General features: G+C 56.9%; 14 protein-coding genes. 7 read left to right on the top strand and 7 right to left on the bottom strand.

Translation table 11 applies throughout. The features are described from left to right. Positions 1 to 26 precede the first annotated feature (26 nt). From hpaB to yjiA, 5 genes are all read left to right on the top strand, one after another. A complete protein-coding gene (gene hpaB / locus V1599_RS05740; RefSeq protein ID WP_395301178.1) occupies positions 27 to 1,589 on the top strand; it encodes a 4-hydroxyphenylacetate 3-monooxygenase, oxygenase component in 1,563 nt (520 codons plus the stop codon). Between the two features lie 17 nt (positions 1,590 to 1,606). Continuing rightward, positions 1,607 to 2,119, top strand: a complete 513-nt coding sequence (locus tag V1599_RS05735; RefSeq protein WP_395301177.1) for a 4-hydroxyphenylacetate 3-monooxygenase reductase subunit — start codon at positions 1,607 to 1,609, stop codon at positions 2,117 to 2,119. Positions 2,120 to 2,376: 257 nt separating this feature from the next. Beyond that, a complete protein-coding gene (locus tag V1599_RS05730) occupies positions 2,377 to 4,530 on the top strand; it encodes a carbon starvation CstA family protein (RefSeq protein ID WP_395301176.1) in 2,154 nt (717 codons plus the stop codon). A gap of 116 nt (positions 4,531 to 4,646) precedes the next feature. Further along, a complete protein-coding gene (locus tag V1599_RS05725; RefSeq protein WP_032616354.1) occupies positions 4,647 to 4,850 on the top strand; it encodes a YbdD/YjiX family protein in 204 nt (67 codons plus the stop codon). Between the two features lie 10 nt (positions 4,851 to 4,860). Next, on the top strand, positions 4,861 to 5,814 hold the full coding sequence (gene yjiA, locus V1599_RS05720) for a GTPase (RefSeq protein WP_112010984.1): 954 nt from the start codon (positions 4,861 to 4,863) through the stop codon (positions 5,812 to 5,814). 50 nt (positions 5,815 to 5,864) lie between these two features. Here the strand turns inward: yjiA and V1599_RS05715 are convergent, their stop codons facing one another. Then, positions 5,865 to 6,833, bottom strand: coding sequence for a hypothetical protein (locus tag V1599_RS05715; RefSeq protein WP_395301175.1), 969 nt, complete (start codon positions 6,831 to 6,833; stop codon positions 5,865 to 5,867). 489 nt (positions 6,834 to 7,322) lie between these two features. On the opposite strand from V1599_RS05715, the gene V1599_RS05710 reads away from it, so the two are divergent. Further along, entirely contained in the window at positions 7,323 to 7,868 is a 546-nt protein-coding gene (locus V1599_RS05710) for a YfaZ family outer membrane protein (protein ID WP_297121144.1), read from the top strand. A 49-nt stretch (positions 7,869 to 7,917) separates the two neighbouring features. Here V1599_RS05710 and V1599_RS05705 read toward each other — a convergent pair whose 3' ends face one another. Then, entirely contained in the window at positions 7,918 to 9,288 is a 1,371-nt protein-coding gene (locus V1599_RS05705; protein WP_395301174.1) for an NAD-dependent succinate-semialdehyde dehydrogenase, read from the bottom strand. 140 nt (positions 9,289 to 9,428) lie between these two features. Between V1599_RS05705 and V1599_RS05700 the strand changes: the two genes are divergently transcribed. Beyond that, complete coding sequence (locus V1599_RS05700; RefSeq protein ID WP_395301173.1) at positions 9,429 to 10,700, top strand: DUF445 domain-containing protein; 1,272 nt, start codon at positions 9,429 to 9,431, stop codon at positions 10,698 to 10,700. On the opposite strand, the gene V1599_RS05695 is transcribed toward V1599_RS05700, so the two are convergent. The 5 genes from V1599_RS05695 to V1599_RS05675 form a co-directional block, all read right to left on the bottom strand. Then, positions 10,697 to 11,773: a DUF2955 domain-containing protein gene (locus V1599_RS05695; protein ID WP_395301172.1), complete on the bottom strand. Its 1,077-nt coding sequence runs from the start codon at positions 11,771 to 11,773 to the stop codon at positions 10,697 to 10,699. The two genes, V1599_RS05700 and V1599_RS05695, sit on opposite strands and share 4 nt — an antisense overlap. Beyond that, a complete protein-coding gene (locus V1599_RS05690; RefSeq protein ID WP_112010972.1) occupies positions 11,763 to 12,830 on the bottom strand; it encodes an HlyD family secretion protein in 1,068 nt (355 codons plus the stop codon). The genes V1599_RS05695 and V1599_RS05690 overlap by 11 nt, the downstream gene beginning before the upstream one ends. Then, entirely contained in the window at positions 12,827 to 13,297 is a 471-nt protein-coding gene (locus tag V1599_RS05685; protein WP_112010971.1) for a MarR family winged helix-turn-helix transcriptional regulator, read from the bottom strand. The genes V1599_RS05690 and V1599_RS05685 overlap by 4 nt, the downstream gene beginning before the upstream one ends. A gap of 120 nt (positions 13,298 to 13,417) precedes the next feature. Next, the gene (locus V1599_RS05680; protein ID WP_395301171.1) at positions 13,418 to 13,750 is read right to left on the bottom strand and encodes a hypothetical protein; all 333 of its coding nucleotides are present in this window, start codon (positions 13,748 to 13,750) and stop codon (positions 13,418 to 13,420) included. Between the two features lie 20 nt (positions 13,751 to 13,770). Continuing rightward, positions 13,771 to 14,382, bottom strand: a complete 612-nt coding sequence (locus V1599_RS05675; protein ID WP_181573227.1) for a LuxR C-terminal-related transcriptional regulator — start codon at positions 14,380 to 14,382, stop codon at positions 13,771 to 13,773. Between the last annotated feature and the right edge of the window lie 141 nt (positions 14,383 to 14,523).

Genomic DNA, 14,523 nt, shown 5'->3' with positions numbered 1-14,523 from the left:
AACCCTATTCCGATAACGAGGTCCCTATGAAGCCTGAAGATTTCCGCGCAGATGCCAAACGCCCGCTCACCGGCGAAGAGTATTTAAAAAGCCTGCAGGACGGCCGCGAGATTTATATCTACGGCGAGCGCGTGAAGGACGTCACCACCCATCCGGCATTTCGCAACGCGGCAGCGTCCGTCGCGCAGATGTACGATGCCCTGCACAAGCCGGAGATGCAGGACACGCTGTGCTGGGGCACCGACACCGGCAGCGGCGGCTATACCCACAAGTTCTTCCGCGTGGCGAAAAGCGCCGACGACCTGCGCCAGCAGCGCGACGCCATCGCCGAATGGTCGCGCCTGAGCTACGGCTGGATGGGCCGCACGCCGGACTACAAAGCCGCATTTGGCTGCGCGCTCGGCGCGAACCCTGCGTTTTACGGCCAGTTCGAGCAAAACGCCCGTAGCTGGTACACCCGCATTCAGGAAACCGGCCTGTACTTCAACCACGCGATCGTCAACCCGCCGATTGACCGCCATAAGCCCGCGGACGAGGTAAAAGACGTCTACATCAAGCTGGAAAAAGAGACCGACGCCGGGATCATCGTCAGCGGCGCGAAGGTGGTGGCGACCAACTCGGCGCTGACCCACTACAACATGATCGGCTTTGGCTCCGCGCAGGTGATGGGCGAAAACCCGGACTTCGCGCTGATGTTCGTCGCCCCGATGGACGCCGAGGGCGTGAAGCTGATCTCCCGCGCCTCCTATGAGATGGTGGCCGGTGCGACCGGCTCGCCGTACGACTACCCGCTCTCCAGCCGCTTCGACGAAAACGACGCGATTCTGGTGATGGATAAGGTGCTAATCCCGTGGGAAAACGTGCTGATCTACCGTGACTTCGACCGCTGCCGCCGCTGGACGATGGAGGGCGGATTTGCCCGCATGTATCCGCTGCAGGCCTGCGTGCGCCTGGCGGTCAAGCTCGACTTCATCACCGCCCTGCTGAAAAAGTCCCTGGAATGTACCGGCACCCTGGAGTTCCGCGGCGTGCAGGCGGATCTCGGCGAGGTGGTGGCCTGGCGCAACATGTTCTGGGCGCTGAGCGATTCCATGTGCTCTGAGGCCACGCCGTGGGTCAACGGCGCGTACCTGCCGGACCACGCGGCGCTGCAAACCTACCGCGTCATGGCGCCGATGGCCTACGCCAAGATCAAGAACATCATCGAGCGTAACGTGACCTCCGGGCTGATCTACCTGCCGTCCAGCGTCCGCGATCTGAACAACCCGCAGATCGACCAGTACCTGGCGAAATACGTGCGCGGCTCTAACGGCATGGATCACGTCGAGCGCATCAAGATCCTGAAGCTGATGTGGGACGCCATCGGCAGCGAGTTTGGCGGTCGCCACGAGCTGTACGAAATCAACTACTCCGGCAGCCAGGACGAAATCCGCCTGCAGTGCCTGCGCCAGGCGCAAAGCTCCGGCAACATGGACAAGATGATGGCGATGGTCGACCGCTGCATGTCCGAGTACGACCAGCACGGCTGGACCGTGCCGCACCTGCACAACAACTCTGATATCAACATGCTGGACAAGCTGCTGAAATAGCGCAGCGGGAGATAATCATGCATTCAGATGAACAACGCCTGCGCTTTCGCGACGCCATGGCCAGCCTGTCAGCCGCGGTCAACGTGGTCACCACCGAGGGCGAGGCCGGCCGCTGCGGCATCACCGCCACCGCCGTCTGCTCGGTCACGGACACCCCGCCGTCGCTGATGGTTTGCATCAACGCCAACAGCGCCATGAACCCGGTCTTCCAGGGCAACGGCAGGCTGTGCGTGAACGTCCTCAACCACCAGCAGGAGATCATGGCCCGCCACTTCGCGGGCATGACCGGCATGACCATGGAAGAGCGCTTTGGCCTCTCCTGCTGGCAGAAAGGCCCGCTGGGGCAGCCGGCGCTCAAAGAGGCGCTGGCCTGCCTGGAAGGGGAAATAAGTCAGGTGCAGACCATCGGCACCCATCTGGTTTACCTGGTGGAGATTAAAAACATCATCCTCAGCGACGAGGGCCACGGCCTGATCTACTTCAAGCGCCGCTTCCACCCGGTCATGCTGGAAATGGAAGCCGCCGTGTAACGCTGCGTCTCCTCCTCACCCGTCCGCGCGGTGAGGAGGATATATTTTGTGATCGTCATCACATATATTCTTTACTTTACCTGACGTTAGAACCACTCGCCCCGTTCTTTGACCACTCACTCATCGGTTTCAACCGCTCACGCATTTACCGTCCTTTACGCGCGCGAGGATCTGGCACGATCGCTCCAGCATTACTCAATACCTCCTCAAAACGAACCCTGACCCTTTTTTCTTCACATAAAAAACCAGGTCTTACTATGGATACTAAAAAACTACTTAAGCACGTGCCCTGGGCAATACTCGGGATTATCGGCGCTTTCTGTCTGGCGGTAGTCGCACTGCGCCGGGGCGAACACGTCAGCGCCCTGTGGATCGTGGTCGCGTCTGTCTCCGTCTATCTTGTGGCTTATCGCTACTACAGCCTGTACATCGCGCAGAAGGTCATGAAGCTCGACCCGACGCGCGCCACCCCGGCGGTCATTAACAATGACGGCCTGAACTACGTGCCAACCAACCGCTACGTGCTGTTTGGCCACCACTTCGCCGCTATCGCAGGCGCGGGCCCGCTGGTTGGGCCGGTGCTGGCCGCGCAGATGGGCTACCTGCCGGGTACCCTGTGGCTGCTGGCGGGCGTGGTGCTGGCGGGTGCGGTGCAGGACTTTATGGTGCTGTTTATCTCTTCCCGCCGCAACGGCTCGTCGCTGGGCGAAATGATCAAAGAAGAGATGGGCCGCGTGCCGGGCACCATTGCGCTGTTCGGCTGCTTCCTGATCATGATCATCATCCTTGCGGTGCTGGCGCTGATCGTGGTGAAGGCGCTGGCGGAAAGCCCGTGGGGCGTGTTCACCGTCTGCTCTACCGTGCCGATCGCGCTGTTCATGGGGATCTACATGCGCTTCCTGCGTCCGGGACGCGTGGGCGAAGTCTCCGTAATCGGCATCGTGCTGCTGGTGGCCTCTATTTACTTTGGCGGCATCATCGCCCACGACCCGTACTGGGGCCCGGCGCTGACCTTTAAAGACACCACCATCACCTTCGCGCTGATTGGCTACGCGTTTATCTCTGCGCTGCTGCCGGTCTGGCTGATCCTGGCGCCGCGCGACTACCTGGCGACCTTCCTGAAAATCGGCGTTATCGTGGGCCTGGCGATCGGCATTGTGATCATCAATCCTGAGCTGAAAATGCCTGCGGTGACCCAGTACATCGACGGTACCGGTCCGCTGTGGAAAGGCGCGCTGTTCCCGTTCCTGTTTATCACCATCGCCTGCGGCGCGGTGTCTGGCTTCCACGCGCTGATCTCTTCCGGCACCACGCCGAAGCTGATGGCCAACGAAACCGACGCGCGCTTTATCGGCTATGGCGCGATGCTGATGGAATCCTTCGTGGCGATCATGGCGCTGGTAGCGGCCTCCATCATCGAACCGGGCCTGTACTTCGCGATGAACACCCCGCCGGCGGGCCTGGGCATTACCATGCCAAACCTGCACGAAATGGGTGGCGAAAACACCGCGATGATCCTGGCGCAGCTGAAAGAGGCGAGCACGCACGCCGCGGCGACCGTCAGCTCCTGGGGCTTCGTGATTTCGCCTGAGCAGATCATGCAGACCGCGAAAGACATCGGCGAACCTTCCGTGCTGAACCGCGCGGGCGGCGCACCGACGCTGGCCGTGGGTATCGCACACGTGTTCCACAAGGTGCTGCCGTGGGCGGACATGGGCTTCTGGTACCACTTCGGTATTCTGTTTGAAGCGCTGTTCATCCTGACCGCGCTGGACGCCGGTACCCGTGCGGGCCGCTTTATGCTGCAGGACCTGCTCGGCAACTTCGTGCCGTTCCTGAAGAAAACCGACTCTCTGGTGGCGGGCATTCTCGGAACCGCGGGCTGCGTAGGCCTGTGGGGCTACCTGCTGTATCAGGGCGTGGTTGACCCGCTCGGCGGCGTGAAGAGCCTGTGGCCGCTGTTCGGCATCTCTAACCAGATGCTGGCCGCCGTGGCGCTGGTTCTCGGCACCGTGGTGCTGGTGAAGATGAAGCGCACCAAATACATCTGGGTAACCGTGGTACCTGCCCTGTGGCTGCTGCTCTGCACCACCTGGGCGCTGGGACTGAAGCTGTTCAGCACCAACCCGCAGCTGGAAGGCTTCTTCTTCATGGCTAACCAGTACAAAGAGAAGATCGCCGCTGGCGGCGGTGACCTGACCGCGCAGCAGATTGCCAACATGAACCATATCGTGGTGAACAACTACACCAACGCGGGTCTGAGCATTCTGTTCCTGGTGGTGGTGTACAGCATCATCTTCTACGGCATCAAAACCTGGATGAAGGTGCGTAACGCCGAAGGCCGTACGGATAAAGAAACCCCGTACGTGCCCGTGCCGGAAGGCGGCGTGAAGACCTCTTCACACCATTAATCCGCAATCCTCCCCCTCACCCCAGCCCTCTCCCCAAAGGGGAGAGGGTGTCAATATTCCCTCTCCCCTTTGGGGAGAGGGTTAGAGTGAGGGGCTTTTCCTGTCTGGAACCCGCAATGTTTGGTAACTTAGGCGAAGCAAAAAAATACCTCGGTCAGGCGGCAAAGATGCTGATCGGCATCCCGGACTATGATAACTACGTTGAGCATATGAAGACCAACCACCCGGATAAGCCGTACATGACCTACAACGAATTCTTCCGCGAGCGTCAGGAAGCGCGCTACGGCGGAGGAGGAGAAGGCGGCGTACGCTGCTGCTAAAGGAGAGACCATGACACCGATTGCCGTTACCCTGCTCACCGGCTTTCTTGGCGCGGGCAAAACCACCCTGCTGCGCCACATCCTCAACGAACAACACGGCTTTAAAATCGCGGTTATCGAAAACGAGTTCGGCGAAGCCTCCGTGGACGACCAGCTGATCGGCGACCGCGCCACGCAAATCAAAACCCTGACCAACGGCTGCATCTGCTGCACCCGCTCCAGCGAGCTGGAAGACGCCCTGCTCGACCTGCTGGACAGCCGCGACCGCGGTGAAATCGACTTTGACCGCCTGGTGATTGAGTGCACCGGCATGGCCGACCCCGGCCCGATTATTCAGACCTTTTTCTCCCACGACGTCATTTGCCAGCGTTACCTGCTCGACGGCGTGATTGCGCTGGTTGACGCGGTTCACGCCGACGAGCAGATGAACCAGTTCACGATTGCCCAGTCGCAGGTGGGCTACGCCGACCGCATCCTGCTGACCAAAACCGACGTCGCGGGTGAAGCCGAAAAGCTCCGCGAGCGGCTGGCGCGCATCAACTCCCGCGCGCCTGTTTACACCGTAACGCACGGCAATATCGACCTGTCGCAGCTGTTCAACACCAACGGCTTTATGCTGGAAGAGAACGTGACCTCGAAGCCGCGCTTTCACTTTATGGCGGACAAGCAGAACGACGTCTCCTCTATCGTGGTCGAGCTGGACTACCCGGTAAACATCAGCGAGGTGTCGCGCGTGATGGAAAACCTGCTGCTGTCGTTTGCGGATAAGCTCCTGCGCTATAAAGGCATGCTGTGGATCGACGGCGAGCCAAACCGCCTGCTGTTCCAGGGCGTGCAGCGTTTGTACAGCGCCGACTGGGATCGCCCGTGGGGCGAGGAAGCGCCGCGCAGCGTGATGGTGTTTATTGGAATTCAGCTGCCGGAAGAAGAAATTCGGGCGGCGTTTGCTGGCTTAAAGAAATAACTCAACGTCCGCTTGCGGGGCCTGTATTATTGCAGGCCCCTTGATTAAGGCTATCTTAACAACTTAGGTATATTATTGACCGGTAGAGACTCAACAACGTAATAATCTTCACCGTTTGGTCTCTTTTTACAGGTAAATTCCTCAAACCCCCACATCCCGTTCCTGAATGAATAAAATACGGTATATTTATCCGTATTAAACCCGTAATACCTCTCCCAAGGATTACTGATCGTCAATTGGCCACATTTGGCCTTATCATGCCATTCGTGATTAATCGCTGAATTGAGAGTATAATAAGCCACGCCACCAAGTAGGGAAGGAATAAGAACAGCTAAAAAGATTGATGTTATAAGCGCGCCGATAAGTGTAAAACGTCTATACCCTTTTGCTTTGTCGCTGAATGCAATGAATAAAACATAGCAAAACGGCTGTGATAACATTAAGAAAAACGCCAAAAATGCTGCGTTCTTCCAGCAATACTCAACCCATGGAGAAAGCGCTATATTCAGATTACTGATTTGTAAAAACAAGCTCGCTGAGTAGCTGCTCGTTAACATATAGATCAAGGGTATAATAGAAAATACAACAATCCTTATGCCAATCGCTTTACGGTTTTTTTCCCTTTCAAGGTCAAATATTGTCAATATACAGCTAATTAAAATAGTTATGGCAAATAAAAATGCGACCCAATAGGTTATTACATTGGGAAGAATATTTACTGAAAACAAGAGTGCAAGGAAAAGATAGCATGAGAAGAAGACAAACCACCCCGCAGACCTAGACAATATTGTTTCGTTATTTTCTTTAGTAAAGAAGTTATAATATTTTGTGAGTCTTCCAGACTGTGTACAACTCAATATTATAAAAACAATGGAAATCAATGCCATCCAGTAGTTGCTATTAGGTATCCATTTTGGCGCAAATGTTACGCCCACTACGCAATAGATAAAAATTGCAGCATCTAATTTTTCTTTTCTAAAATGCTCCCACATGCTTCGCCAGCTATTTACTGTTGCCATATTCGCCCTCAATCATAGGAGTAATATATTAAATATCTACTTAAGAATTTTAAACTGAGGTTGATAATACAGGTAAACGAACCTGGTTTCGGCTACTTGTTATGGTAGAGCGCATCGTTATGAACGATACATTTGATGGCTTAGCTCCTCGCGAAGCCTGGATTCGTCAGGTAATGATATCCATCAAAGTGTAAATTTACGTTGTTATCTATGATTTTTGATACACTTTTGGAAATTATTAGAAATTCAATTAATTCATTTCCAATCAATTTCTTTTGCCCGTTCAGCTTTCGTTTAGATAACAAATTAAACCCATCCTAAACGCAAAAGCATTCCGCATTGACGCTAAGACAAAAAAAACTTCCTGCAACACCCATGAACAAATCCATTAACAAAACCAGCATAAAACCTCGACCTTCATCACATTTGCAGTCATAAACATCGCCTGTTAGGGTGTGCCCAGATTAACTTGATGACGAGGTATAAAACATGAAAAAGCTCAACGTTCTGGTTCTGGCCGCACTGACCGCCGTATCGGGTTCCGCTCTGGCAATGGGCGGCAGCATCGAGCAGGGTAAAAACTTTACCAACCTCAATCTTGAAATGGGCAAATCCTCTTCTGGCCTGTACGCCGAAAGCAACTGGCTGAAAAACACCGACGACGGTACGCAGACCGGCGGCGTGGGCGCAGGCTACAACCTGGAAGTGGGCCCGGTGATGCTGAACGCGGGTGCTAAAGCGATCTACATCGGTCCAAAGAAAGGCGATAACGGCGTGGCGTTCCCAATCGGCGGCGGCGTGAGCGTGGCCCTGACCGACAGCATCCACGTCTTCGGCGAAGGCTATGCCGCACCGGAAGGGCTGAACAACAGCGTGAAAAACTACGTTGAAGCCAACGGCGGCGTAAGCTGGACGCCAATCTCACCGGTGACGCTGAAAGTGGGCTACCGCCACGTGAGCGTTGATGGCAAAGACGGTCGTCCAAACCACACGCTGATTGACGGCGCCTATGTCGGCGGCGGGATCACCTTCTAATACCTAAAAAAAAAACCTGCCGCTCGGCAGGTTTTTTTATGCATTACGCTTACTTACGCACCACCACCAGCTTCTGGTTCACAAACTCTTTGATCCCCAGATCCGACAGCTCGCGCCCGTAGCCGGAGCGCTTCACGCCGCCGAACGGCAGTTCGGCCGCGGTATCGGTGAGCCAGTTGATGTACACCATGCCGGTCTCAATGCGCGACGCCATTTTCTTCGCCCGCGCAATGTCCTGGCTGAACACCGCGCCGCCCAGGCCGTAGTGGGAGTCGTTCGCCAGCGCAACCGCTTCATCGTCGCTTTTCACCACGTACATCTGCGCCACCGGCCCAAAGAACTCTTCGAAGTACGCCGGGTTCTCGCGCGAGATGTGGGTCAGGATCGTCGGCTCAAAGAAGCTCCCGTCGCGCTGGGCAGGCTTACCGCCGTAGTGCAGCTTCGCGCCGTTTTTCACCGCCTCGTCGACCTGTTTAGCCAGCGTTTCCAGCGCGTCCTTCGAGGAGAGCGGCCCCAGCGTGGTGCTTTCGTCCAGCGGATCGCCCATCTTCACCTGCTTAAAGGCCTCGGTGAACTTGCTCAGGAACGCGTCGGCGATTTTTTCATGAAGAATAAAGCGCTTCGCCGCGGTGCAGACCTGTCCCGCGTTGTTCAGACGGGCGTTGACGCCAATCTTCACGGCCTTGTCGATATCCGCGTCGTCGAGCACCACGAACACGTCGTTACCGCCCAGTTCGAGGGTCGATTTTTTGATGTGCCTGGCCGCCTGCGCCGCCACTACGCTGCCGGCCTTTTCGGAACCGGTCAGCGCTGCGCCCTGCACGCGGTCGTCGGCGATGATTTTCGCCACCTGATCGGATGAGATAAACAGGTTGGTCCACGCCCCTTCCGGCGCGCCCGCCTCGCGCACCAGGTGCGCAAAGGTCTCGGCGCAGTGCGGCACGATGCTGGCATGTTTTGCAATGACCGGGTTACCCGCCGCCAGGTTTGGCGCCAGCACGCGCATCAGCTGATAGTACGGGAAGTTCCACGGCTCAACGGCCATCAGCACGCCGATGGGATGATGCTCGACCCAGGCTTCGCCCAGCTCGGTTTTGTACTCCACCGGCGCAAGGAATTGCTTTGCGTTGTCCGCATAGTAACGGGCGATCTGCGCGCACAGCTTCACCTCGCCGCGGCTTTGCTCAATGAGTTTCCCCATCTCCTGGCTGGCGATTTTTGCCAGATCCTCCACGCGCTCGTCGATCAGATCTGCGAGCTTGTGCAGCACCGGCAGGCGCTGGTCGATGTCGCCCTTTGACCAGTCGGAATGGTAAAGCGCGTCGGCGGCCTTCAGCGCCGCTTCGACGTCCGCATCGGTATGCGAGGGGTATTCTTTGATGAGCTGGTTAGTGGCAGGGTTGACTGTCTGATAGGCCATTTCGAATCTCCTTGTTTTACCGCTTAGGGTATTAAGGGTAGTCAACGTGGCCGGGCGCGGGCGTAAAGTTGGGTATATCCGGAAGGTTCTTAGTTTTCTGTTTTTTGCCTTATCCCCCCGCTTCCCTCTATCCTTACCCCATGGAAAAACATACCGAACTGAAACGCGCCAAGCTGCTGGCGCTGTCGCTGCTGCTGGTTGCCGCCGCGGCGTTTATCGCCACCCTCTTCCTGCCGCAGACCTTCTGGGTGCGCGGCGTTAAGGCCATTGCCGAAGCGGCGATGGTCGGCGCGCTGGCGGACTGGTTTGCCGTGGTCGCCCTGTTTCGACGGGTGCCGATCCCGTTTATCGCACGGCATACGGCGATTATTCCGCGCAATAAGGACCGGATTGGCGACAATCTCGGCCAGTTTGTGCAGGAGAAGTTTCTCGATACCCAATCCCTGGTGGCGCTGATCCGCCGCTACGAGCCTGCGAAAATGATTGGCGCATGGTTCAGCCAGCCCGACAACGCCCAGCGCGTGGGCCAGCATCTGATTCAGGTGATGGGCGGTTTCCTCGAGCTTGCCGACGACGGGCGCATCCAGCGGCTGCTCAAGCGCGCGGTGCATAAGGCCATCGACAAGGTGGACCTCACCGAAACCAGCGCGGTGATGCTGGAAAGCATGACCAAAAACAACCGCCACCAGGTGTTGTTAGACGCCATTATTAACCGCCTGATTACGCTGATTCAGCGCGGCAGCTCGCGAGAATTTATCGCCACTCAGATTGTCCACTGGCTCAAGACCGAGCACCCGCGCAAGGCGATGGTGCTGCCCACCGAGTGGCTGGGCGACCAGAGCGCGGAGATGGTGTCGAACGCGGTCAACAGCCTGCTGGACGACATCAGCCACGACCGCACGCATCAGATCCGCCAGGCGTTCGATCGCGCCACGCTGAAGCTGATCGACAATCTGAAAAACGATCCGGACATGGCGGCCAAAGCCGACGGCATCAAGCACTACCTGAAGAACGACGAGGCGTTTAACCGCTATCTGGGGGAAATGTGGGGCGACCTGCGCGACTGGCTGAAGGCGGACATGCATAGCGACGATTCGCGCGTGAAGCAGCGCATCGCCAGCGCCGGGCTGTGGTTTGGCGAAACGCTCGCCGCCGATGCCAGCCTGCGCGCGTCCCTGAACGAACATCTGGAGCAGGCGGCGCACCGCGTCGCGCCCGACTTTGCCGCGTTTCTGACGCGCCACATCAGCGACACGGTGAAAAGCTGGGATGCGAAAGACATGTCGCGCCAGATCGAGCTAAACATCGGCAAAGACCTGCAGTTTATCCGCGTCAACGGCACGCTGGTCGGCGGGACTATCGGCCTGATCCTGTTCCTGCTGTCGCAGCTGCCCGTCCTGCTCGCGCGCTAGTCGGCCTTCGGCGGCGCGATGACGTAGCGCGTCGGCTCGAAGCAGTTGAGGATCCGGTGCACCAGGAAAACCAGCGTCAGCGTCGCCACCAGCGCGAACGTGACCGAGGTGATGCGGTACAGATCGCTAAACACCAGGTCGCCGTCCGGGTGCATGTTCTGCCCAAACATGATGCCGATGGTGGTGATGCTGGCGAAGCCCACGCCCGCGCCAACCTTCTCCATCACGTGCAGCCGCGCGCCGAACGCCAGCCCGAGGGCAATCAGCGGCATCATCAGCAGCATGTGGCTGCTGTGATCGTACAGAATAAGCTGCACCACCAGAATGTATAAGCAGCCCAACACCACCCCGGCCACGCGCCAGATGGAGCTCATCACCGCGCCGCGATAGTGCATCGGGAACAGGATCAGCACGCCCGCCATCAGCGCCGACAGGGAATCGCTGAGGTCGCTTATCTGGAACACCACAAAAATCAGCGTGGCGACGGTGCCGGAAAGCAGGGATTCGTGGCGCACGCGGGCGTCGTCTTTCTCAATCAGCGGCGGCGGCCTGCGCGGCTCAACGTCCGGCAGCAGGTAGTTCATCAGCGCGCTCAGGCACACCGCCATCACGCTCGCCTCAATGTTGGAAAACAGCAGCGTGTGCCAGTTGGTCGTGGGGTAGCTCATAAAGTTGAGCATCACGCTCTGGCACACCACGCCCATCGAGCCAAACAGGAACAGCGGCCCCTTGCTCATAAAGCGAAAGCGCATCACGTACAGGGCAAACACCACTATCGTCATGATCAGCGGCCATTGCGACAGATAGCCGATGATAAAGATCATTTCGACGCAGTTCAGCGAGGCGCTGAAGATGAACTGCTTCGCCACGTGGCGGTTAAACACCGGCACCAGCGACAGCAGCATGATCGGGTAGACTACGAAAAACACCCCGTACGAGGTGTTATAGAAGCTGGAGATGCTCAGGGCGATCGTTCCCGCGAAGACGATGCGCAGGGTCTGGCGAAAGTCGTTTGCCGTGTAGACGATGTTGCCGTGCGGGGTAAAGACCCGGGCCAGCGTGTTAATAGACATAGTGCAGCAGGCTCACCAGATGAATTTGCATCCCGGAGAAGAAGCGGGAGAACGGCCCTTCGCTGTTGTAGAGCTGCACGGTGGCGCGCGCGCCGGTCGGCAGGCTTTTTGGCAGCGGCTCGTCCAGCGCCACGTGAATGCGCATCCGCTGGGCGTCGCGCACCCAGCGGTTGGAGGTCTCCGGCTGGGACAGCTCGCCGTTCACCGACTCCTGCCCGGCGAGGATACCCGCATCGCTGCTGGTGACGTGGGCGCGGAAAACCTGGCCCGGGAAGGCGTCGAATACCACGGCCGCGTCGGTTCCCTGATGGGTATGGCGCAGGCTCTTCTCGCGGAAATCAGCCACGATATCGGTCTGGTTGTTTACCAGCGCCAGCGCGGCGGAGCCGGAGGAGGCATAAAATCCCGGGCTGAGCTGCAGGTTACTCACCGTGCCGTCCGCCTCGGCGTAGACCTTCGTCCAGGCGAGGTTGAGCTGCGCGTCGTCCAGCGCGTTGCGGTATTTTTGCAGCGTCACGTTGCGGTGCTCATCCCGCTCGCCGCGCTGGATGCGCAGGTTGTGGATGTTCGCCTCTATAGAATGGACGGACTGCTCGCTGCTCTGCCAGGCCGTGCGCACCTTGTCCAGATCCGACTGCGAAACGTTCTGGAGGGTGCTGAGCTTCCGATAGCGCTCGAAGGTGACTTTATCGTTGCGCGCGGTCAGCACGGCGGTTTTCAGGCTGGCCTGCGCGGCGGCGATTTGCGCATCCAGCTGGTCGTTCGACAGGCGCGCCTGCTCCAGCGCGATTTGCGCGGCTTCGACCTTATTGCGAAACGGCGTAGCGTCCAGCTCAAAGAGCAGATCGCCCTTCTTCACCTGGCTGTTGTTATGGACATGCACCGCCGCCACGTAGCCCGACACGCGCGCGGAGACCGGCGTCACCACGCGCATGACGGTGGAGTCCGGCGTCAGCGGGATCCAGATATCCGCGACGATAAAGTAGACAAACATCAGCAGGAAAGAGGCAATACTTACCCTTACCCACCGGGCAAACTTTTGTTCAGGGGTCATTATTTTTCGGTCTTGTTATCTTCTTCGCGGATAGTCCGCAAATTGCAGGCGAATTGATTAAGCGTTGCGCTGAAAATCTCGAGATGTTCCGGCGCGATGTTTTGCGATACGCGGGCCTGATAGGTTTCAATAACGCTGTTTAGCCTGCGCAGAATGGCGTGGCCATCCGGCGTCAGCGCCAGCAGGCGGATGCGTTTGTCATACGGCGACGTGGTGCGCAGCAGGTATCCCCGCAGTTCAAGCTGGGCTATCGTGCGCATCAGCGGCGGCAGCTCAATGCCCTGCACCTCCGCCAGCTCGCTGACCGAGACGTTATCCCCCAGCTGGTGCAGCTGCATCATCACCGTCCAGCTTGACTGGGTCAGCCCCGTATCAAGAATGGCGTCGTCAATCACCGCGCGCCACTGGCGCACGATCATCGCCATCCGCATGCCCATCGGCCTGCGGCTGAACAGATTATCTTCACTCATGGGGAGCCCTCTCGTATTACCCAATCAAGATAATAGTTATCAGGGTAAGTATCAAGAAACGAGAGGGTAAAGCGCAATAATTGGTAACAACGCGCGGAAAGACGTGCGGGGAAACGGCCCTCAGGCGTAATGCACCCGCTGGTTTAACAGATAGTGTTCAAGGGTTATCCACTCCGTCAGGCGGACGAAGAGCTCCATCACCGCAGGGGCGATGTCGTTGAGCGTGGCCGCGTCGAAAACCGCCTTGACGCCATCGCTGCGCGCCACCAGCGGCGCGAAGCGGTCGGCCAGGCGGTAATAGTCTTTGCGGATCACCGCAGGTATCCCCTGCGCCGTGGCGGGGTTAATGCACTGGCGATACGCGCGCAGGTGTTTTTCGGTAAAGTCGGCGTCCTGTGCCAGCACTAGCAGCGCTTCTTTCAGATTTCGTTGAGCAGCAATCATTTTGTCCATTGTTTCACCCGCGATCGCATTTATACACTGTGGTCGAACTTTTTATATAATCCGGTCAGATTGTTTACCGCGAACTTTTTATAAATATTCCTGCGGTGATGGCTTACCGTTTTTCCCGTCACGTTAACGCAGCGCGATATTTCCTTGTTCTTTTTACCGGAGACAATATAGGGCAACAGCAGCGATTCCATTTTGGTCAGGCTTTTTTCGCGTTCAATATTACACCAGCGCATATTTTTAAAAATGGTGATCCGCTGGTCGGCGATCGTAAAGCGCGACAGGCACTGGGTCACTTTATTCACAGAAGATTTACAGTCTATGGTTAAATCTGCGGCCGTGTTAATCAATATATTTTCAATGGTGCTGTCGAAGCAGGCCTCCCGCGTGATGAATATCACCATAGCGTTCGGATATTTACCTTTAACCTCAAGGAGAGTATTCAGCGCCTTAATGTCTGACTGGCCATAATCCACTACGATAGCTTTGGCGCGCGCAAGATTGTCCCTGTGCGCTTTTTTAATATCATCCACATACGTGACGTCAGTAAAGATAGACGCCTCAGGATTGAGGGTTTTTAACAATAAATCAAACCCTTGCCTGAAATACCTACAGGATGAAATCACAATTACCATTCTCATAACCCTAACATCTCTGCGGATTAATTCATAATCCTCATAAATGTTTTTAATATCAATACGCTTTTTTCTGCACGTTATAGGAAAATTCTTAACACTCAAGAACAGATCGTGCTATTCATCACATTTCAATAAAAA

Source organism: Enterobacter sp. ECC-175, from assembly GCF_043968675.1.
GTDB lineage: Bacteria > Pseudomonadota > Gammaproteobacteria > Enterobacterales > Enterobacteriaceae > Enterobacter.
The sequence above is the reverse complement of the archived record's forward strand: the minus strand, read 5'-3'. Positions and strand labels throughout refer to the sequence as shown.

Excerpts from the sequence above, each read along its gene's own strand:
- hpaB (WP_395301178.1), top strand. The coding sequence starts at position 27 with ATGAAGCCTGAAGATTTCCGCGCAGATGCCAAACGCCCGCTCACCGGC.
- V1599_RS05735 (WP_395301177.1), top strand. The coding sequence starts at position 1,607 with ATGCATTCAGATGAACAACGCCTGCGCTTTCGCGACGCCATGGCCAGC.
- V1599_RS05730 (WP_395301176.1), top strand. The coding sequence starts at position 2,377 with ATGGATACTAAAAAACTACTTAAGCACGTGCCCTGGGCAATACTCGGG.
- V1599_RS05725 (WP_032616354.1), top strand. The coding sequence starts at position 4,647 with ATGTTTGGTAACTTAGGCGAAGCAAAAAAATACCTCGGTCAGGCGGCA.
- yjiA (WP_112010984.1), top strand. The coding sequence starts at position 4,861 with ATGACACCGATTGCCGTTACCCTGCTCACCGGCTTTCTTGGCGCGGGC.
- V1599_RS05715 (WP_395301175.1), bottom strand. The coding sequence starts at position 6,833 with ATGGCAACAGTAAATAGCTGGCGAAGCATGTGGGAGCATTTTAGAAAA.
- V1599_RS05710 (WP_297121144.1), top strand. The coding sequence starts at position 7,323 with ATGAAAAAGCTCAACGTTCTGGTTCTGGCCGCACTGACCGCCGTATCG.
- V1599_RS05705 (WP_395301174.1), bottom strand. The coding sequence starts at position 9,288 with ATGGCCTATCAGACAGTCAACCCTGCCACTAACCAGCTCATCAAAGAA.
- V1599_RS05700 (WP_395301173.1), top strand. The coding sequence starts at position 9,429 with ATGGAAAAACATACCGAACTGAAACGCGCCAAGCTGCTGGCGCTGTCG.
- V1599_RS05695 (WP_395301172.1), bottom strand. The coding sequence starts at position 11,773 with ATGTCTATTAACACGCTGGCCCGGGTCTTTACCCCGCACGGCAACATC.
- V1599_RS05685 (WP_112010971.1), bottom strand. The coding sequence starts at position 13,297 with ATGAGTGAAGATAATCTGTTCAGCCGCAGGCCGATGGGCATGCGGATG.
- V1599_RS05680 (WP_395301171.1), bottom strand. The coding sequence starts at position 13,750 with ATGGACAAAATGATTGCTGCTCAACGAAATCTGAAAGAAGCGCTGCTA.
- V1599_RS05675 (WP_181573227.1), bottom strand. The coding sequence starts at position 14,382 with ATGGTAATTGTGATTTCATCCTGTAGGTATTTCAGGCAAGGGTTTGAT.